Here is an 18,476-nt window from a genome sequence, read left to right as displayed (position 1 = left end):
GCCCCGACCGGCACCGCCTTTGGGCGGTGCCGGTCCCTTGAACACACCTGCCCATGAATATCGACCTACACGGATTCGGTCCGGCTCTTATGGCCGGCACGCTGATGACCGTCAAACTGGCGCTCTGCGCCCTGCTGCTGGGGCTGGTCCTGGGCCTGCTCGGCGCCCTGGCCAAGACCTCGCCGATCAAGCCGCTGCAATGGCTCGGCGGCGCATATTCGACCCTGGTACGCGGCGTTCCCGAGCTGCTCTGGGTCCTGTTGATCTACTTCGGCACCGTCAGCCTGATGAATCAGCTCGGCGAAGCCCTGAATATTCCCGGACTGGAGCTCAATGCCTTCGCTGCGGGCGTGATCGCCCTGGGCCTGTGCTTCGGCGCCTACGCCACGGAGGTGTTCCGTGGCGCCATCCTGGCCATCCCCAAGGGCCACCGTGAAGCCGGCCTGGCGCTGGGTCTGTCGCGCAGCCGCATTCTCTCGCGCATCATCCTGCCGCAGATGTGGCGTATCGCCCTGCCGGGCCTTGGCAATCTGTTCATGATCCTGATGAAGGACACCGCGCTGGTGTCGGTGATCGGCCTGGAAGAAATCATGCGCCACTCGCAGATCGCCGTGACCGTGAGCAAGGAGCCCTTCACCTTCTATATGGTCGCCGCCTTCATATACCTGGGCCTGACCATCCTCGCCATGATCGGCATGCATTTCATGGAAAAACGCGCCGCTCGCGGCTTCGTGAGGGCCAACCAATGAACTGGGAAGTGATCATCAAGTGGCTGCCACGCCTGGCCCAGGGCGCAACCCTGACCCTGGAGCTGGTGGCTATCGCAGTCATCGCCGGACTGATCCTGGCCATCCCGATGGGCATAGCCCGGGCCTCGCGGCACTGGTACGTGCGCGCCCTGCCCTATGGCTACATCTTCTTCTTCCGCGGCACACCGCTGCTGGTGCAGTTGTTTCTGGTCTACTACGGCCTGGCGCAGTTCGATGCGGTGCGCAGCAGTGCGCTGTGGCCTTACCTGCGCGATCCGTTCTGGTGCACCGTGCTGACCATGACCCTGCACACCGCCGCCTATATTGCCGAGATCCTGCGGGGCGCACTGCAGGCCATCCCGCGGGGTGAGATCGAAGCGGCGCGCGCGCTGGGCATGTCGCGGGCCAAGACGTTGTTCTACATCATGCTGCCACGCGCCGCGCGCATCGGCCTGCCGGCCTACAGCAACGAAGTGATCCTGATGCTCAAGGCCAGCGCCCTAGCCAGTACCGTCACCCTACTGGAACTGACTGGCATGGCGCGGACCATCATCGCCCGCACTTACCTGCCGGTAGAAATCTTCTTCGCCGCCGGGGTGTTCTATCTGCTGATCTCTTTCATCCTGGTCCAGGTCTTCAAGGTGCTCGAACGCTGGCTGCGCGTCGATGCCTGCCAAGGCCGCTGACACCACTGCGCGGGGCTGTCACAAGCCCCGCCTTCTGTAGCCGAGCATGAGCACGACTTCCTTCCTCCACGGCCACCAGCTCCTTGCCCGTTTCCAGGCCCTCGACCAGTTCATCTGCCAGTACCAGCACCTGTGGCGACCACGGCCGTTCACCTCTCTGCGCCTGAACTGGGAGGCCGAACTTCCAGAACTGTCCACTTGGCTGCGCCAGCGCTCCCTGGAGCAAGCCGAGGCGCTCCAGCAACACCCGGAACAGTTGCCCGCGCCCAGGCCTTTTCCACAGCTGGCCGAACAAGCCCGCCAACTGGCCGTCGTTGGCGAACTACCGGACGCCGGGCTGCACCCGGCCGGGCATCGCCTCGACGTCAACGTGCCGGGGCGCAAGTGGCAGCAGGTCGAAGCCTTTGCCCGCCGCCTGGCCTTCCGCGAACAGCCCAGCCACTGGCTGGACTGGTGCTCCGGAAAGGGGCATCTGGGCCGCCGCCTGCTGCAACCCGGGCAGCAACTGACCTGCCTGGAGTTCGATGCCGCGCTGGTCGCCGCCGGGCAGGCCCTGAGCGAGCACCACCACTTGCCTGCCAGCCACCTGCAACAGGATGTGATGGCCGACAACTGCGGACGCCATCTGGATGCCAGCAAGAGCGTGGTCGCACTGCATGCCTGCGGCGACCTGCACGTGCGCCTGCTGCAAGTGGCCAGCCAGCAGGGGTGCCGGCAACTAGCGGTGGCGCCCTGCTGCTACAACCGTATCCAGGGTGACGCCTACCAGCCGTTATCTACAACTGCGCGTGCTTCGAGCCTGAAGCTGTCGCTGGATGATCTCGGCCTGCCGTTGAGCGAGACCGTCACCGCCGGCGCCCGGATACGGCGCCAGCGCGACGACTCCATGGCCCGGCGCCTGGGCTTCGACTTGCTGCAACGCCAGCAGCGCCAACTCGACGAGTACCTGCCAACCCCGTCACTACCGGTCAGTTGGCTGGAGAAATCCTTTGCCCAGTATTGCCGGGACCTGGCCGAACTCAAGCACGTGCAGTTGCAGGGCGAACCCGACTGGATCGCGCTGGAAGCCGCGGGCTGGCAGCGCCTGGCACAGGTACGCAACCTGGAACTGGTGCGCAACCTGTTCCGGCGCCCGTTGGAACTATGGCTGGCGCTGGACCGTGCTCTGTTTCTCGAAGAACAGGGTTACGAAGTGCGTCTCGGCGTGTTCTGCGAGCAACCCCTGACACCGCGCAATCTCATGCTGTTGGCAGAACGTGGTAAGTCAGCGCACAACGGTTGAAACCCTGTGGATAACTCTGTGAACAAGCTTGTGATGAATGTCATGGAATCTTCGTTCCAAACGCTATTTCCCCAGCTCCACTTATTTCGTTGGGGAACTGAAAACCAGCAAAAACAGGCGTTTGCGCAAAGACCAGCGGCAGCATGAAATGGCATGCTTTTAGAGCACTGTTGACATGCTGCTTGTGCATAAGCATGTCAACCAATCGCTCTAAGGCCATCCAAATGGATGGATTTCAAGCCAGTTTCAACAATCCCATCCCCAACAGCAGCAACCCCAGACCGAGCCATCCACGGCCAGCCAAGCGCTGACCAAAAAGCGCCCAGCCCATGGCCACGGTGGCGAGAATGCCGAAACCGCCCCAGACGGCGTAGGCCAATGACAACTCGATGTCCCGCACAGCCTGCGCCAGGGCAGTGAAGGCGGTGAGCACGCACAGAATCGAGGCGATCCCCAGGCCGCGCTTGCGGAAACCGTCGGAGTACTTGAGCAGCAGGTTGGCCAGTACCTCCAGCACGATGGCCAGGCCCAGCCAAGCGAAGGGAACCCAGTTCAGGCTCAGCATGGCAGCGCCTCCCCATTGCGCACCGACGGTGCGGAGCGGGTACCGGCCTTGATCAGCAAGATGCCAATGATCATCACAGATAGGCCGAGGGCCTTGGTCCAACCCAGGCTCTCGCCCAACCAGGTGACGCTGACCAAGGTGATCAGCACGATACCGATACCTTCCCACAGGGCGTAGGCAACACCGACCGGCACCCGTTTGACCGCCAGGGCCAAGAAGAAATACGACAGGCCGACCATGGCGTACATCACTGCATGGCCAAGCAGCGGGGAATGGGTGGCGGCGAGCTTCATCGACGCGGTGCCGATCACCTCGGCGGTGATGGCGACGAACAAATAGATCCAGGAACGCATGATGCCCTCCCACGGGCGATAACAGCCGAGCACTCGGGCGTCGGCGACAGACATGAAAACAACAACGGCTGTATGTCGGGGGAGGTGCTACAGATCGCCGGTCCAGTGACGTTCACGGGAAACCAGACGGGAGAAGGAAAGGGGCTTAAACGCTTTAGTGTTCAACATAATGAACACAAGATTAGCCAAGACCATCGATTCAGTCAAACCGATAGAACGGGACTAATTATTTGTCAGGTATTTCGTTCATAAAACAGGGAAAAGCCCTTAAGAACTGTTGAAAGGTACGTAAATTATATTACCCACTGCTTTCCCAGATCCCATCTTGACCCTGCCAGAACCCGCATAAGCCTGCGCGGCAAAATCAGCAGCGTCTGAGTCAAACTGTCGCACTTTTCATAAATAAAGAATTAATTATTGTATTACGATAATTTTTCGAAAATAATGCGCACCGCTCAACACAGAAAGGAGGCACCCCATGAACAGTAAAACCGTGGCCTATGCGCGTTCTCGCCTACGAGCGATCGGCGCTTTCGCCGCCTTCCTCGCCTGGCTCACCGCCGCGGCCGAGTTTGGCGGCCTACCGCTGCTCTGGCTGTTCGACTACCCCGATGTACTCGCTGCCTACCTGCAAAGTTATGGGGAAGAGATGCCATTGCTGCTAGCACCCGGCTATCAGCCCTCGAACCTCGCCATGGGCGTGGTGCTGGGCCTGGAGTTGATCCCCAGCTGCCTTTCGGTACTGGCGCTGATCCTGACTGGGCTGTTCTTCATTCGCCTGTCCAAAGGGCAGACCTGGACGGCGCAGAACATCAAGCTGCTCTGGTGGGTCGGTCTGCTGTGCATCGGCACCCCCCTGGTCTGGCCACTGGTCAGCACGCTACAAGGCCTGGGCTTTGCCATCGACCTGCCGGCTGGGGAAAGGAGCTTCAGCGTGTCGATCGGTGTATCATCCGAGGCCGTCTACGAGATCATGAAAGGCATCCTGCTCTGCGCCTTCTCGCTCCTCATGCGTGACGCCAAAACCATCAGCGATGAACACAACTGTTATGTCTAGCCGCCCCCTATGCCGATAATCATCCGACTCGACGTCGTCATGGCCAGGAACAAGATCCGCTCGAAGGACCTGGCAGAAATTATCGGCATTACGGAAGCGAACCTGTCGCTGCTGAAGAACGGCAAGATCAAGGGTTTCAAGATCGAGACCCTGGAAAAGCTCTGTCGCGCGCTGAACTGCCAACCCGGCGACCTGCTGGAGTTCAGCGAGGAATGATCAAGGAACGTACAACCCCGTGGACACCCCATCCAAACGCTGCGCCACCTGGCTGCTGGCCGGCGCCCTGCTGAGCGGCTGCGGCCCCAGCTATACCTACAGATACTCGCCACCGCCCAGCGCGCATGGCATGAACTGCATCAACAGTTGCTCGATGCAGCGCAACCACTGCCAACAGATGTCCCGCCTGCAAGAAAACAGCGACCGCGCCCTGTACCAGGCCAACCTGCGCGCCTACCAACACTGCCAGGCCGGCAAGAGCAAACACGACGCCCGACACAGCTGTTACTACCCCAGCTACCCCTTCAACAGCGGGACCAGCTACAGCTGCGAGCGTGACTACGACAGTTGCTACATGGCATGCGGTGGCACCATCCAGCGCATTCTCGACAAAAATTGATCCAACCCACCCGAACGGAACCAGAACGTGGCCAACTCCAACCCACTCACCCTGCTGACCTTCGCCCTGCTCCTGGCCGGCTGCAGCAACGCCCCCACACAGCACACCTCCCCCGACTGGGAAGTGCCCTCGATGGAACTCGGCGGCGACCGCGGCCTCCCCCTGCACCCCCAAGGCCCCTGCAAGAAGCGCGGCTGCGACAACCACAAGTTGTTTTTCAACCCGGGACAACCTGAACCCAGCGTCAACTCCATACACCGCGGCTGGTAGGAGAAATCTCTTTTCCGGGCGGTAACTTACGTCCCTGCAAAGGAAACGCACAGAAGTAGTTTACAGCCGCCAATCGATCGCTATAATGACGCCCCTATGCCGGTATAGCTCAGCTGGTAGAGCAACTGACTTGTAATCAGTAGGTCCCGGGTTCGACTCCTGGTGCCGGCACCACCTCTCAAAGCCCCGTACTACGGGGCTTTCGTGTTTCTAGGCCTTGTCCTTTTTCGCTTTCTTACCCTTTCCAGCGTCCACATTCTGTCCACATTGCTCAGCCAGAGGGTTCAGGTTGACCACGTCGGCCAGGTGCCCGGGGCTGAAATGTGCGTACCGCATGGTCATAGTCAGGGAGGAATGGCCCAGAACTCGCTGCAAGGTCAGGATGTCGCCGCCGTTGGCCATGTAGTGGCTGGCGAATGTGTGGCGAAGGACGTGCGTCATTTGGCCATCTGGGAGATCGATGCCTGCGGTCTCGACCGCTTCACCGAACTTTTTGTAGCAATCCCCGAAAGGAAGGGCCGCTTTTATCTGATCCTCCAGGGCTTGGGTGATAGGTACCACACGACTCTTGGAGTTTTTGGTTCGATGGAAAGTAATTCGTCCACCGCGAACCTGGCGCGAATCCAACCCTTCTGCCTCAGACCATCGGGCACCAGTGGCCAGGCAAACCCGAGCTACGACGCCAGCCTTGACCGAGATCCCATCCAACACCCGGAGCAATGTCGGGATTTCGTCCTTCTCCAGGTATGCCATCTCCGGTTCATCGAACTTAAGACGCCGCACCTTCTCCAGCGGGTTATCCCCTGTCCATTCCCCTAACCGGTCCAATTCGTTGAACACGGCACTGAGGTAGGCCAGTTCGTGATTCAGCGTGTTTGCACTGACGGGCTTTGCCTTCTGGCCCTTCTTCATCCCGTTGCCAGGGGTTGTTCGGCCATGTTCGCCAGCGAGGCGCTCGGCGCGGTACTTGGTGAAATGGGCCGCACTGAAATCAACGCTGCGTGGATTCCCCATACGCTCTGCCATCGACTGCAAGGCTCGCTGCCGCTCCTCACCTCTTTTCAGCGTTTGTCCATGCAGCTTGTACCAAAGGTCGACCAAATCACTGAGTCGCCGATCGTCGCGCTTTGGCTTCTTCTCAAACTCCCCTCGCGCACCGTCCCCCATCAGCATCCGCTCGGCATACATCGCTTCGCTTTTTGATTTCAACTTGCGGCGAACACGCGGCCCATCACGCCCTTCTGGCCGGCAATCCACAAGCCATTCACCGCTGGGTAACTTCTTGATCGACATGCGCTAAACCGGGCTCACCTGGCCGGCTTCTGGTGCGGTCTGCTCAATCATCAGCCACAGCGTGTATTTCATGAATCGCGGGTGATTCACCACCTTCGATACGGCAGTGAAACCCATCTCAAACAGCGAAGACTCGTACTTCTTGTAGGTGCTCAAGCTGAACCCCACTAGCTCACAGAATTCCGACTGCGTCACGCCTTCCTTCGCCCTAATCGCCTTCAGCTTCGCTGCCAAATCCATTTCTCACCTCTCTCTTGACAAGAACCTATATAGGACCCACCATGGATCCCATATAGGAACTTATGTCCCCAATATTCCGCGAGAGGTTAACAGAATGCAGATCACGATCGACACGCCCTACGTCACGGTTGGCGAGTACGCCAGGCGCTCCGGTCAATCGGATTCGGCTATTCGCCGTGAGATTGAGCTGGGGCGCTACATCATCCGGCCTAAGACGGAGGGCTCGAAATCTGCGGTGCTTATCAACATGGTCCACCTCGCAATGGAAGCGGCCGAGCAAGCGGAAAACGCTCGCCGGGCTGGCAAGCAATAAGGGCCAGGTATGAACGCACGTATCACCCCGGAGCACTTCGATCGGATCTACCTCGAGGACGTGATCCCCGCCCTCGAGCACGATCCGGAGTTGAGCTTCCTGACCAAGGACGAGTCGAAGGACTACTACAACAAGGGCGTATGCCCAGGCTGTAGCAAGCGTTCGCTCTACATCAGCAAGCAGAAGCCCTACCAGCTCAAGTGCAACCGGTTGAATCAATGCGGCTTCGAAGAGAAGACCCGCGACCGTTACCGCCACCTGTTCGAGAACCTGAGCGAGCGTTTCCCGTCCACCCCGGACAACCCCAACGCTACTGCAGACGCTTACCTGCAGCGCAGCCGCGGCTTCGACATCACCCGGATCGCCGGCTGGTACAGCCAGGCCCGGAGAAAGATGGCCGACGGTTCATTTGCCGACACCGTGCGCTTTCCCCTAGGCAACGGCTACTGGGAGCGCATCATCGATGCGCGCGCCGTCGCGGCGAACGACGGTGACAAGGCCGGTATTCGTTACGGCATGACATACAAGGGGAAAGGCTGGGAGCCCGCTGGGCAGACCTACGAGAAGGACGACCTGGTCTTCATCGTGGAGGGCATCTTCCACGCCATCGCGTTGTGGCTGGCCGGGTACAAGGCGATCGCCGCCATCAGTTGCAACAACTTCCCCTGGGAGATCATCGAGGCCAACAAGGGCAAGGGCGTTCGCTGGGTAATAGCCCTCGATGACGACCAGGCCGGCCATGAGGTAATCCCGAAGTACCGCGAACGTCTGCGCAAGATGTCCGAGATCCGTCTGGTAGCGCTTGCTGGCGAACGTGACTGGGACGACGTGTATCGCGATGGTCAGCTGGATGACGTGTTCATCCGTGATGCGCTGTACCAGGGGCAACTGTTCTGTGCCGGGTCGCCCATGAAAAAGGCCTACCTGCTGTACACCCGCCGACAACTGCCGTTCTTCCTGGTGGAGTTTGGGCATTGCTTGTATTCGGCCAGCGTGCGCAGCTCTGAGCTGCAGAAGGACCTGGACGATATGCCTCGCAAGGCAGGCGAGGAGCCTAGCGGGTATCTCACCGAGTTCACCAAGCACACAACCATCAGTCAGGTGGCCAACTGCGTCCCACGTTTCGAGTACCTGGAGCGCGACGCCATCAGTGGTGAGCAACGCTACTTCTTCCAGTTCGAATTCCCTAACCGCCGGCTCAACTGCAAGGAGCCCCTGCCGCCCAGTGCGATCACAGAGCCCCGAGGCTTCGCCAAGGCACTCCTCGAGCGCACCCCCGGCGGCATGTTCGAGGGCGGCGAAAAGGTCCTGGGCATGCTGAAGAAGGACTGGCTACGTGACCCCAACGTCGTTCGCACGCTGCCATTCGTGGGCTACGACGAAGCAACCGGCGCCTACTGCTACCCCGAGTTTGGCTTCTTCAAAGGAAAGGAAATCATGGTCAACGAACACGGTTTTCTGGACATCAAGGGCGAAGGCCTGAAAACCTCTGCGCGCAGCTATCCCATGCATCGTGGGGAGCCCTTCGACCCGTCCTGGTTCATCGACTTCCGCAAGGTGTTTGGGCTCAACGGTCTGGCCAGCTTGGCCTGGTGGACTGGCTCCCTGTTCGCCGAGCAGATTCGAGGGAAGCAACAAGGCTGGACCTTCCTGGAGCTGACGGGCGCCGCCGGTGCGGGTAAGTCGACGCTGCTTCGTTTCCTGTGGCGCCTGGCCGGCCGCAAGAATGAGGAAGGCATTAAGCCAAGCGGATCCGGTGCATCGGCGATCGGTCTGCTGCGCTCCCTGTCTGCAGTGAGCAACCTGCCGGTCGTGCTGCTGGAGTCCGACAAGGAAACCACCGACGCCATGGGGCGGACCGTGATCGTCCAGTACAACTGGGACGAGATGAAGTCGCTGTTCGACCAGAACGCCAAGCTGCGCGTCACCGGCGTGAAGACCGGCAACAGTGACACCGATGCGCTGATTTTCCGGGGCGCCATCTGTATTTCGCAGAACACCATGGTGGAAGGTTCGGACGCGATCATCACCCGGATCGTGTACCTGCACATGACCTGCGACCACCACACGCCAGAACTGAAAGTGGTGGCCGATCGGCTCAAGGCAATGCCCGTGGAACAGTTGAGTGGCTATCTGCGAGCAGTGCTATGCCAGGAAAGCACCTGGCTCCAGCGCTACTTCGAGGTGTACCCCGACTGTGAACGACGCTTCACGGCGCTCGGTGGCGTGAGCCATGCCCGAATCATCCAGACACATGCTCAGGTGTTGGCTGCAGCCAAGGCCACCCAGGCGCTATTTCCGGCCTGGTCCGATCGGGACATGGAGGCACTGGCCAAACACCTGGAGGCGCGTGCCCTCGATCGAGAGCAAACCCGCACAGCCGAAAACAAAGTCGCTGCCCAGTTCTGGCAGGCCTACCACTACCTCAACGAACGGATCGTGACGATCGAAGACGCTGACGGCCGTCGCCAGGAGACCCAGGAGACCCTGAACCACAGCAGCGACAAAAGCCTGATCGCCATCAACATCCAGCACTTCCAGTCAGCGTGCCGCGCTGCAGGCTTGGAAGCGCAACCCACCGTACTGCTGCAGAAAGCCCTGAAACAGAGCCGCACCCACACCTTCCTGGAGACACGCAAATGTCACTCCCGCATCGAGCAGCGATCGCTGAACTGCTGGGTGTTCCGGAAAGGTGGATAGCCCGCCAGCTCGGGTGGATAGACGTTCGTGAGAGCCGCCTGCGGTGTGTGCTCGGAGTTTCTGAGTAGTCCCCTAAAACATCTGGAATATCTGGAAGGAATAGAAATAAGTCAATGAATACAGGTAGTTACAGCCGGTCAGCAAGCCGCATGCCACTGGAAGGCACTGGAAGGAATCTCCTTCCACCACCTTCCACCAACCTTCCACTTCCAGGGCTTTTCCGTAAATCGGCTGTAGCCCAAGCGTGGCGCTGCCTACAGAGCAACGAGGCTATTTCGACCTTCCACCACCTTCCACCCCAGGTGGAAGGAACTGAAAAAACCTGCAGCCCAGCAAGCACGGGGCCTGCAGCAGCACCTCCCAACCGACCTTCCAGATATTCCACATGTACGGGGGGTATACGCGCCGCATTAGTTTCCGGGCACTGAGCCCACCACCTTTGCAATCAAGCACCTCGAGGAGCAACACCATGCAAGACACCACCAAACACAACCTCGCCACCGCGATGGCTGCAGTCCAGGCACATGAGCAACGTCGCCCTGCGATCGTCACCGCCGGCACTCAAGCGCTGAACCGCCTTGTTCCAATCGCCCTTCGTGACAGCGGCCAAAGCCGCGTCCTGGGCCGCTTTCTGCTGGGCCTCTACAACGGGGAGGACTTCCCCTTCGATCTGACCGACCTGCGCAGCCTCGACCTGGTCCTTTTTCAGGATTGCCTGCAGGTCCTGGTCATGGACTACCGGCCCGAACTGGAGGTGCATGAACGCATCCAGAACGGCAGCGCGATCTGGCAGCAACTGATCGAGAAGTGGGCGCCGGAGGCTTTGGAATGAACGTGGAATACACCGTGGACGGCCAGCCAGGTGCACTGCAGATGCCCGCGACCTACCTGCTGTTCGCGAACCCCAAGGACTTGGCCGAGCTGGTGGCCAGCGACTTCTGGCGCAACCAGCCGCCACCCGAAACCTGCCAGGTGCACCTGCAGCGTGTGGATGGAATGGACCTGGGAGTGTTTGAAGTTCGAAGCGTGACCCGCCCGGTGTTCACGGCCAAACCCGTGACCCAAGGCTGATAGAGACGGTGCCAAGGAGCTGCAACTCCCTGGCACCAACCACCACTAGAAGGAGAGGCGACATGCAAGCACCCAGTCCAAGCGGCAGTGGTTCGAAGGCTACCACAACGCCGCGTCACCTGCAGGCCACCGCCATCGTTGGCGGTGCCTTGATTGGCTTCCTGGTCATGAAGACCCCGGAAGCCCGGACACAACTGGAAAGCGTGACCGACATGGCGTGTCGACTTGGCGACCTATCCGCCCACGATGCCGCCATCGTCCGCCAACTGCTGGCGGCGCACCCACGCACCACATTCAACTGAGGAAAACAGCATGCAACAGCAATACACGACCACCTGCTCCCGTACCGCTGACAAGTTCGTCGTCCGTCTGCCCGACTGCCTGCGCGCCGACATCGCGGTGCTGGCCGACAGTAACGACCGCAGCATGAACTCGGAGATCGTCAACCGCTTGAAGCGCTCGATCGCCCAGGACCAACTGGCCGAGGAGCAAGCCAAGACGATCGCCATTCTGCTGCAGCGTATTGATGAGCTGCAGGCGCAACTGCAGCCTGAATCGGAGGCCGCGTAATGTTGATCGACGGCAACCTGGTCGCCGTGACGGACATCGAGATCGAGGAGGCGCGCCGCCAGTTGGCCCTGCCTGCTGACTTTTTCCTGATGCAGGCCTCCCAGCGCCTCTATCACGATCCTGGTGATGGCATGGTGGTGATTCCAATGCCATCCGACATGTTTGTGGTGGGCTTTGAGAATGAAGCCGGGGAAAGGAAGTTTGGCGTGGTCAGAATAAACTCACTCAAACATAAACTGAAAGGATACTAATTTAGTAACCAATGGATATACAAATGGGCGCCTAGGCGCCCATTTTTCGTTTTCATGCAATAGATATCCACAGGCCTGAAATCAGGACCCTCAAGAAATAAATCCCACAACTCAGATGCAAAATTCAATACCCATAAAACCCTTGACTGGCCGTTTTTTGGATAACAAACTATTGGCTATGTGCCATCACGCAAAACGGAGTTCCGCCATGACACAACCAGCGCCCTGCCTCACTCAGCTGGCCGACGACATCGAAAGCCACGGCAACATGCTCGCCCTTTTGACGGACGTGCATGTTGCAGAGCTCTCGCCGAGGGGAAGAGTTGGACTTATTCAACTGTCGTCACACTTACTACAAGACTTCGAAAAAATTGAAGTTCGGCTAAAGTCCTACCGAGCCTCAATAACGCCAAGCTGTTGAAATATTTCTTGCTGCCGTGCCCTGGGCAAAGCCCGCAGTTGATCGAAGACCAGCCGGTCCATCATCTGCGCCGAAGGGGTCAGGGTATGCGAGAACGTAAGGTGAGCAACCCAACGATGACCGCAATCGAGACACGTGCAATAGAGAGATGAGAACTCCCTGGAAATATCATTCCTAGATGAGATCCGCCCCTTCCCATTACATTCCTTGCAATAAACTCGCATATCCCCTCCCCAGGGTTCCTGATTGGGTACTATTTTGCCATAAAGTGGTGCCCAATGCCTCTAGTCAACTGCCTTCAAGGCTTCTCCACGACAGGCTCTCGCCAAGCAATGCGCCTGTCGTCCCGTAGAACTTCGTTAACTTGATTGAACAACTGGCAGATAGGTCTGATTTCATTGCTGGTATAAACACGATCAATTTTCTCGATATCACCAAAGCCTGCGCTATTTTCAGGAATAATGCCGGCCAACGCGGGATTCATACGCCAAGCCGCAATGATGTCGTTCCTGGTGATGTTCTTCACCTTCTCCAGTTCGTCCTTCGCTTGAAAGTCACCTACGGGGATGATCTTGATGGCGTTCTCATGCCCACCAGGAATGTTCACAAACATTGAGCGGAAGTTTCCCACGCCCTTGCTGGCCCCGATCTGCGCTCGCAGCTCATCTTCATCTTCCTCGGATAAGTTCGGATCGTTGGTATAGAAGATATAACCCGCGTGAGCACCGTTGCTGTAATAACGGCGACGGAACAATGTGGCCGCTTCATTCAGCAACAAGGCCTGGAGGCCGCCCAGGTAGTCAGGGATTCCATAAATGTTCTGCTCAACGTCGTAATCCTTGATATGTATTATTTCGTCTTGATCGAACTCCTCTTCCTGACCATTCGCCAGTAACTGGACAAAGCCGCCGTCCACCTTCACCCGCATGTTGATGGCCGGCAGATGCTCAAGCTCCAGGGCATGCCCGGCGAAGTTAAAATGAGTGAGGAAGTACGCTTCCCCGAACACCATGTAATCCAGGCCTGCGCAGCCCATTGTGTATGCGCTACAACCCACCGATGGAATGAACTCACGCAGCAACAAGTTGCGCTTGAACTTCGGAATAGCGCCATGGTGCGCATTGGCCCGCAGCAGCTTGGCCAGGCCAGCCCGGGAAACCGGTGGTTTGTAGATTCGTCCGTCGTCGCTGGCGAACACGCCCAGGTACTCGCCGATATTGGCGGTCAGCACCTGCTCTGGCTCCCCGAACGTAAACACCCGTGTGGGCTTGTGCACGCCCTGCTTATTGGGCTTGTTGTTCCTGCGTCGTTTGGCCATGTGTTGTGCTCATCAGGTAGCGACTACGGCGCCGCTTGTTGGTGTTCAAAGGTTCGTTGTGCAGGGCGTGCATGACCGCCCAGGCGATGTCGGCGTGGCCGGTGGCGTCCGTCCTCGAGGCGCTGAAGGTGATCTGACCGCTGCCGGTAGTACCGCGCTTGATGGTCAGGAAGGCGGCAGCGATGTCGGTCCAGCCCGCGTCCCATTCGATGCGGCCGGCCTGGATGACATCCTGAGCTTTGAGCACCAGGGTCGTTTTCGTCTCTAGGCTGTAATGGATCTGCTTGGCGCGTGGATAGAAGTCGCACACCAGGTCGTACACCCCGATCCCAACACCGGTGGTATCGATCCCGATGTGCTGGACATTGAAGCGCTCGGTGAGCTTCTTGACCTGGGCGGCCTGGTAGGTGAAGGACTGTCCACGCCAGGAATACTTCTCCAGGATCCTGAACTGTCCACCAGGCTCCGCAGGTGGCGCGACAACAACACAGGTCGCATCGTCTCGGGTACGGCTCGGGTCGTAGCCCAGCCAGACTGGAGCGTTGCCGAACGGACGTTGTGCGGTAGGGTCGTAGTCCTTCCATTGACCAAGGTCGGAATAGCAGCTTTCGAGGTCCGCGAGGCTGAACACCGACTGAGTGCTGTCGATGAATTTACACATGAACAGCTGCTCGAAGCGTTCTTCGTCGTTCTCCAAACGCAGGCGATCGATGTCGAACAGATTGCAGCCGCCGGCGATGGCATCTTCCAAGGTGATGATCTTGCGCCACTGGCCATCAGGACAGAGTGTGCCCGCGTGAATTTCCGCCTCGCTGGGCCATGCACCTGCTTTCTTTCCGCGTTTACTGTTGCGGAACGTCTCACCCGTCCAGAAGGGGTACGCCTCATGGGTAACTGCACTGGGCGTGGAGAAGTAGGTTTGTCTCCACTTCGCATGAGCGGCCATACCACTGGCTACGCCCTGGATTTTGTCGAAGCGAGGGATCCAGAAGACCTCATCGACGTAGAGGTGACCGTGGTAGCTCTGCGCGGTATTCGCATTGGTGGACAGGAAGCGCAGCTCAGCCCAGGGCTTACCATCTTTGCTCAAGATGATGGGGTTCCCGGTCAGTTCGATATCGAACCACTTGCTGGCGAAGGCCACGATGTAGCTGCGGAAAACCTCTGACTGGGCGCGGCTGGCGGACAGGAAGATCTGGTTGTCACCTGTCAGCACCGCATCCATGAACGCTTCGGCAGCGAAGTAATAGGTGAGCCCGATCTGGCGGCTCTTCAGGATATTGCGGATCCGCGCCGTCAATGGATTCATCTTGGCGGCGAACAGCTCCTGCTGATAGCCGAACATGGTGGAGGTAAACTTCTCCAGGAAGTCCACCTCGGTCAGTGCACTGATGTCGTTCTTGGCCTTTTTCTCTTTGCGCTTGCCGCCACGCTCGCCTTTGTCGCCTCGATCTCGACGCTCACGGCGTTGGCCGCGCTGCTCGTCCTGATCGGGATCCACTGCATCATTCGCCGGCGGCGCAGGCGGGCGATTCGATTGTTTCAGCAGTTGCCCACGGAGTGCTGTCAGGCGCTCCAGCTCCTTCAGTTCGCCCTCCGTCAGCGTTTCCTGCTTTTCCATGATGAGCGTGATCCGCCGGCTGACAGCGGTCACCGGCTCCTCATCGGTCAGCATCTCGTCCCAACTGCCCTGGCGGATCCAGTAATAGATGATCCGCACGTTCGGCAGCTTCAACTGAGCCTGGATTTCCTTCACCGACGCCCGACGCAGGTAGAGGCGTTTGGCCGCCTCTTTGACCTCAATGGAGTAATTCATGCGCCGCAGTCTATGCGGCGAAAACTCCACAAACTCGACCTAAAAGTGAGCGAAATTCCTAGATCGTGGAAATAGGAATTTCGCTCAAGCAAACCGTTTGGCCAGTGCCGATCGGCTCCCTATCTTGGCGCTCATCGACCACCACTGAGCGCTTCACCGACCATGCCCCGCTCCCTTGTCTCCTACTGGAAACGTGTTGCCACCAGCGGCTGGACTGCCGACAAGCGCGAAATCACCGTGCAGGAACTGGTCGACTGCGCCGAGACCTACAAGCCTTCGGTCTACACCGCAGTCATCTGGGATGAGCACGAGCGCGAGCCAGGCTCCCTGGGGACCGTTTATGCAGTGCGCCTGGTCACCGAGAACGACGACCCAGAACTGCAGCCTGGCCAGGTCGCCCTGGAAGCGCAGCTCAAGCCCAACGATGACCTGCTCTACCTCAATGACCGGGGCAAGCGGCTGTTCACCAGCGTGGAGATCACCCCGGACTTCGCCAACACCGGCCGTTTCTACCTGACCGGTCTGGCTGTCACCGACTCGCCAGCGAGCCTGGGTACCCAAGAGCTGTATTTCTCCAAGCGTGGCCGCAAAGGCAACCGCTACGACAAGACCTCCTACTACTGCGCCGCCGTAGAGCTGGGCTCCCTCCGCGAGGGCAGCCAGCAACCGGGCGAGTTGCGCCGCTTCTTCACCGCCCTGACCGGCCTCTGCAAGCGCTTCGCCGACACCACTACTCCCAATCCCAACTCACCCGATGAGACCAAACCAATGGATGAAGCAACAGCCAAGGCGCTCAAGGCGCTGACTGATCAACTCGTAATCATTGTGGCCGGCTTCCAGGCTGTCCTGGAACCGGTCCTGGAAGGCGTCGACACCGACGACAGTCAGGAGCAGGTCGAGGCTGTGGGCACCGCCGTCCAGGACGTGGTTGACGAGGCCGACGAGAACCGCGAGTTCAACCGCAAGGGCGGCAAAGGCAGCAAGGGCAAGGACGAGATCAAGGAGCTGAGCGCCCGCGTAGAAGAGTTGAACGAGACCGTGGCCAAGATGTTCAACACCCCGGCCGGCCGCCGTCAGGTGAAGCGTACCACTGGCCCTGCTGGTGAGAAAAAACGCGGCGGGGGCCTGCGCTAATGGGCGCCCTGTCGCAACGCGCTGCAGAGCAGTATCTGCAGCTCCAGGACGACCTGGCCGAGGCGTACAACACCGACAACGCCGCCCGTACCTTTGCGGTGGAGCCTACCCATGCCCAGGAACTGAACGAGCAGATCACCGAGCGCGTGGACTTCCTGGGCCGTATCAACGTCGTGCCGGTCTCTGAGATCAAGGGCGAGAAGGTTCTGCTGGGTCTGAATGGTCCGGCCACCAGCCGCACCGACACCGACCAAAACGATCGCGAGCCGCGCCACCTCCTGGACCTCAAGAACAACTTCTACGAGCTGTTCCACACTGAGACCGATGTGGCGCTGAAGTTCGCGACGATCGACGCCTGGGCCAAGTTCCCCGAGTTCGCGCAAAAGTACCTGGCCGCCGTCCAGAAGCGTATTGCGCTGGACCGCATCATGATCGGCTGGCATGGCACCCATGTCGCTTTGCAGACCAATCTGACCAACTTCCCGATGCTCCAGGATGTGAACAAGGGCTGGCTGCAACAAGCCCGTGAGCTGATCCCTGAGCAAGTCCTGAAGTCCGACGACCCTGCCGTGAAAATCAAGATCGGCAAGGGCGGTGACTATGAAAACCTCGACGCGGCGGTGCATGACGTAACCCAAATGATCGATCCGGTCTTCCGTGATGAAGGCGACTTGATCGCTATCGTCGGCTCGGACCTGCTCGCTCATGACAAGGGCAGGCTGTACGCCGCACAAGGCCAGACTCCGACCGAGAAAGAGCGCATCGAGGACGCTCAGGTAATCGCCACTTACGGCGGTAAGCCTTCGTTCCTGATCCCGTTCTTCCCACCCAAGGGCATCCTGGTCACTTCCTGGGACAACCTGTCCATCTACTTCCAGGACTCCAGCTGGCGTCGCCACCTGCTCGAGAATCCAAAGCGCTCCCGCGTCGAGGACTACAACGGTCGTAACGAAGGTTACGTGATCGAGCAGTTGGGCAAATTCGCCTACCTGGAATCGGACTCGGTGGAAACGGTATGAGCCTTGCCCTAGCTCACAAGCGCCGGATTCAGGCCCAGGGCACGGCAGCGGCAGCTACGGCAAGCGCCGCAGCTGCTCTGCCCTACTCCCCAGCCGAGGCGCTGAGCAGCCCCGCGAATGCTCGCAAGCACCTGGCGCTGATGGAGGCCAGCCTGGACCAGGACCTGGAGCGCCTGAGTGCGATCCAGGGCCTGGCCTCTCGCCAGGACCTCAAGCGCAACGAGTTGCTGCCCAAGTACCAGGACTACGTCCAGCGCTACGTCGAGTCCGGCCTGGTCATGCCCAACCGTGTCCTGGTCCAGGTCATGGTCTGGCTGTTCGACACCGCGCAGTTCGAGGACGCCCTGGAGCTCGCAGACATTGCCATCGCGCAAGGCCAGAAGATGCCCGAGCGCTTCAAGCGCCGCGACATCCAGACCTTTGTCGCGGACGCGATCTGCGAATGGGCCTATGAGGAATACAAGGCCCAGCGTAGCCCCGAGCCGTACCTGTCCGATCTGCTGCCACGTGTCGATGGCGAATGGGACCTGCCGGAACAGATCCCGGCCAAGTACCACAAGCTGATCGGTATCCGTGCCCAGGAGGCCAAGGACTGGACCACCGCTCTGCAGCACCTGGAGCGCGCTCAGCAGCTGTATTCGAAGGTCGGTGTGGACACCCGCATCGAGAACGCCCGCAAGGCACTGCGCAAACAGCAGGCGGCACCGCGACTACCACCCGAAAACCCGTAACCGACTACCCCCCCAGCGGGG

Annotated in this window: 24 protein-coding genes and 1 tRNA gene; 18 read left to right on the top strand and 7 right to left on the bottom strand. The window is 59.5% G+C overall.

Annotated elements, in window-relative coordinates; genetic code table 11:
* The first annotated feature begins 53 nt into the window (after nt 1–53).
* Genes ACYU03_RS01790 through ACYU03_RS01780 form a run of 3 tightly spaced genes read left to right on the top strand, consistent with a single transcriptional unit; the run spans nt 54 to nt 2,717 of the window.
* A complete protein-coding gene (locus tag ACYU03_RS01790; RefSeq protein ID WP_461887835.1) occupies nt 54–749 on the top strand; it encodes an ABC transporter permease in 696 nt (231 codons plus the stop codon).
* A complete protein-coding gene (locus ACYU03_RS01785; protein WP_461887834.1) occupies nt 746–1,435 on the top strand; it encodes an ABC transporter permease in 690 nt (229 codons plus the stop codon). Before ACYU03_RS01790 ends, ACYU03_RS01785 begins: the two co-directional genes overlap by 4 nt.
* A 46-nt stretch (nt 1,436–1,481) precedes the next feature.
* Nucleotides 1,482–2,717: a methyltransferase gene (locus tag ACYU03_RS01780; RefSeq protein WP_461887833.1), complete on the top strand. Its 1,236-nt coding sequence runs from the start codon at nt 1,482–1,484 to the stop codon at nt 2,715–2,717.
* Between the two features lie 235 nt (nt 2,718–2,952).
* On the opposite strand, the gene mdtI is transcribed toward ACYU03_RS01780, so the two are convergent.
* Complete coding sequence (mdtI, locus tag ACYU03_RS01775; RefSeq protein ID WP_461887832.1) at nt 2,953–3,282, bottom strand: multidrug/spermidine efflux SMR transporter subunit MdtI; 330 nt, start codon at nt 3,280–3,282, stop codon at nt 2,953–2,955.
* Entirely contained in the window at nt 3,276–3,635 is a 360-nt protein-coding gene (locus ACYU03_RS01770; RefSeq protein ID WP_461887831.1) for an SMR family transporter, read from the bottom strand. Before ACYU03_RS01770 ends, mdtI begins: the two co-directional genes overlap by 7 nt.
* Before the next feature lie 478 nt (nt 3,636–4,113).
* Between ACYU03_RS01770 and ACYU03_RS01765 the strand changes: the two genes are divergently transcribed.
* From ACYU03_RS01765 to ACYU03_RS01745, 5 genes are all read left to right on the top strand, one after another.
* Nucleotides 4,114–4,692: a hypothetical protein gene (locus tag ACYU03_RS01765; protein ID WP_461887830.1), complete on the top strand. Its 579-nt coding sequence runs from the start codon at nt 4,114–4,116 to the stop codon at nt 4,690–4,692.
* Nucleotides 4,693–4,701: 9 nt separating this feature from the next.
* Complete coding sequence (locus ACYU03_RS01760) at nt 4,702–4,908, top strand: helix-turn-helix domain-containing protein (RefSeq protein WP_043211003.1); 207 nt, start codon at nt 4,702–4,704, stop codon at nt 4,906–4,908.
* Between the two features lie 19 nt (nt 4,909–4,927).
* Nucleotides 4,928–5,308, top strand: a complete 381-nt coding sequence (locus ACYU03_RS01755; protein ID WP_461887829.1) for a hypothetical protein — start codon at nt 4,928–4,930, stop codon at nt 5,306–5,308.
* A 27-nt stretch (nt 5,309–5,335) separates the two neighbouring features.
* On the top strand, nt 5,336–5,578 hold the full coding sequence (locus ACYU03_RS01750; RefSeq protein ID WP_461887828.1) for a hypothetical protein: 243 nt from the start codon (nt 5,336–5,338) through the stop codon (nt 5,576–5,578).
* Between the two features lie 98 nt (nt 5,579–5,676).
* Nucleotides 5,677–5,752, top strand: a tRNA-Thr gene (locus ACYU03_RS01745).
* Between the two features lie 36 nt (nt 5,753–5,788).
* On the opposite strand, the gene ACYU03_RS01740 is transcribed toward ACYU03_RS01745, so the two are convergent.
* Complete coding sequence (locus ACYU03_RS01740; protein WP_461887827.1) at nt 5,789–6,871, bottom strand: phage integrase; 1,083 nt, start codon at nt 6,869–6,871, stop codon at nt 5,789–5,791.
* A 3-nt stretch (nt 6,872–6,874) separates the two neighbouring features.
* Nucleotides 6,875–7,111, bottom strand: a complete 237-nt coding sequence (locus ACYU03_RS01735; protein WP_461887826.1) for a helix-turn-helix domain-containing protein — start codon at nt 7,109–7,111, stop codon at nt 6,875–6,877.
* Nucleotides 7,112–7,205: 94 nt separating this feature from the next.
* On the opposite strand from ACYU03_RS01735, the gene ACYU03_RS01730 reads away from it, so the two are divergent.
* The 7 genes from ACYU03_RS01730 (at nt 7,206) to ACYU03_RS01700 (ending at nt 12,016) form a co-directional block, all read left to right on the top strand.
* Entirely contained in the window at nt 7,206–7,424 is a 219-nt protein-coding gene (locus tag ACYU03_RS01730; protein ID WP_461887825.1) for a hypothetical protein, read from the top strand.
* 9 nt (nt 7,425–7,433) lie between these two features.
* Nucleotides 7,434–10,124 carry a toprim domain-containing protein gene (locus ACYU03_RS01725; RefSeq protein WP_461887824.1) on the top strand — a complete coding sequence of 897 codons (2,691 nt, stop codon included), beginning with the start codon at nt 7,434–7,436 and terminating at the stop codon, nt 10,122–10,124.
* 469 nt (nt 10,125–10,593) lie between these two features.
* Complete coding sequence (locus ACYU03_RS01720) at nt 10,594–10,956, top strand: DUF7673 family protein (protein WP_461887823.1); 363 nt, start codon at nt 10,594–10,596, stop codon at nt 10,954–10,956.
* On the top strand, nt 10,953–11,195 hold the full coding sequence (locus ACYU03_RS01715; protein WP_461887822.1) for a hypothetical protein: 243 nt from the start codon (nt 10,953–10,955) through the stop codon (nt 11,193–11,195). Before ACYU03_RS01720 ends, ACYU03_RS01715 begins: the two co-directional genes overlap by 4 nt.
* Nucleotides 11,196–11,257: 62 nt before the next feature.
* A complete protein-coding gene (locus ACYU03_RS01710; protein ID WP_461887821.1) occupies nt 11,258–11,497 on the top strand; it encodes a hypothetical protein in 240 nt (79 codons plus the stop codon).
* A 10-nt stretch (nt 11,498–11,507) separates the two neighbouring features.
* A complete protein-coding gene (locus ACYU03_RS01705; RefSeq protein ID WP_461887820.1) occupies nt 11,508–11,765 on the top strand; it encodes an Arc family DNA-binding protein in 258 nt (85 codons plus the stop codon).
* On the top strand, nt 11,765–12,016 hold the full coding sequence (locus tag ACYU03_RS01700) for a hypothetical protein (RefSeq protein WP_461887819.1): 252 nt from the start codon (nt 11,765–11,767) through the stop codon (nt 12,014–12,016). The genes ACYU03_RS01705 and ACYU03_RS01700 overlap by 1 nt, the downstream gene beginning before the upstream one ends.
* 390 nt (nt 12,017–12,406) lie before the next feature.
* Here ACYU03_RS01700 and ACYU03_RS01695 read toward each other — a convergent pair whose 3' ends face one another.
* The 3 genes from ACYU03_RS01695 to ACYU03_RS01685 form a co-directional block, all read right to left on the bottom strand.
* Nucleotides 12,407–12,661 (bottom strand): ogr/Delta-like zinc finger family protein, encoded by a 255-nt coding sequence (locus tag ACYU03_RS01695; protein ID WP_461887818.1) that lies wholly within the window; start codon nt 12,659–12,661, stop codon nt 12,407–12,409.
* Between the two features lie 74 nt (nt 12,662–12,735).
* Complete coding sequence (locus ACYU03_RS01690; RefSeq protein ID WP_461891352.1) at nt 12,736–13,668, bottom strand: phage portal protein; 933 nt, start codon at nt 13,666–13,668, stop codon at nt 12,736–12,738.
* A 52-nt stretch (nt 13,669–13,720) separates the two neighbouring features.
* The gene (locus ACYU03_RS01685) at nt 13,721–15,571 is read right to left on the bottom strand and encodes a terminase large subunit domain-containing protein (protein ID WP_461887817.1); all 1,851 of its coding nucleotides are present in this window, start codon (nt 15,569–15,571) and stop codon (nt 13,721–13,723) included.
* A gap of 162 nt (nt 15,572–15,733) precedes the next feature.
* Here ACYU03_RS01685 and ACYU03_RS01680 point away from each other — a divergent pair, with 162 nt between their 5' ends.
* Genes ACYU03_RS01680 through gpM form a run of 3 tightly spaced genes read left to right on the top strand, consistent with a single transcriptional unit; the run spans nt 15,734 to nt 18,455 of the window.
* Entirely contained in the window at nt 15,734–16,705 is a 972-nt protein-coding gene (locus tag ACYU03_RS01680) for a GPO family capsid scaffolding protein (protein WP_461887816.1), read from the top strand.
* The gene (locus ACYU03_RS01675) at nt 16,705–17,724 is read left to right on the top strand and encodes a phage major capsid protein, P2 family (RefSeq protein ID WP_461887815.1); all 1,020 of its coding nucleotides are present in this window, start codon (nt 16,705–16,707) and stop codon (nt 17,722–17,724) included. The genes ACYU03_RS01680 and ACYU03_RS01675 overlap by 1 nt, the downstream gene beginning before the upstream one ends.
* Nucleotides 17,721–18,455, top strand: a complete 735-nt coding sequence (gpM, locus tag ACYU03_RS01670) for a phage terminase small subunit (RefSeq protein WP_461887814.1) — start codon at nt 17,721–17,723, stop codon at nt 18,453–18,455. Before ACYU03_RS01675 ends, gpM begins: the two co-directional genes overlap by 4 nt.
* The last annotated feature ends 21 nt before the right edge of the window (nt 18,456–18,476 follow it).

The organism is Pseudomonas sp. X10 (genome assembly GCF_054889225.1).
Note: the sequence above shows the minus strand (reverse complement) of the source record. Positions and strands in the feature narration are given on the sequence as shown.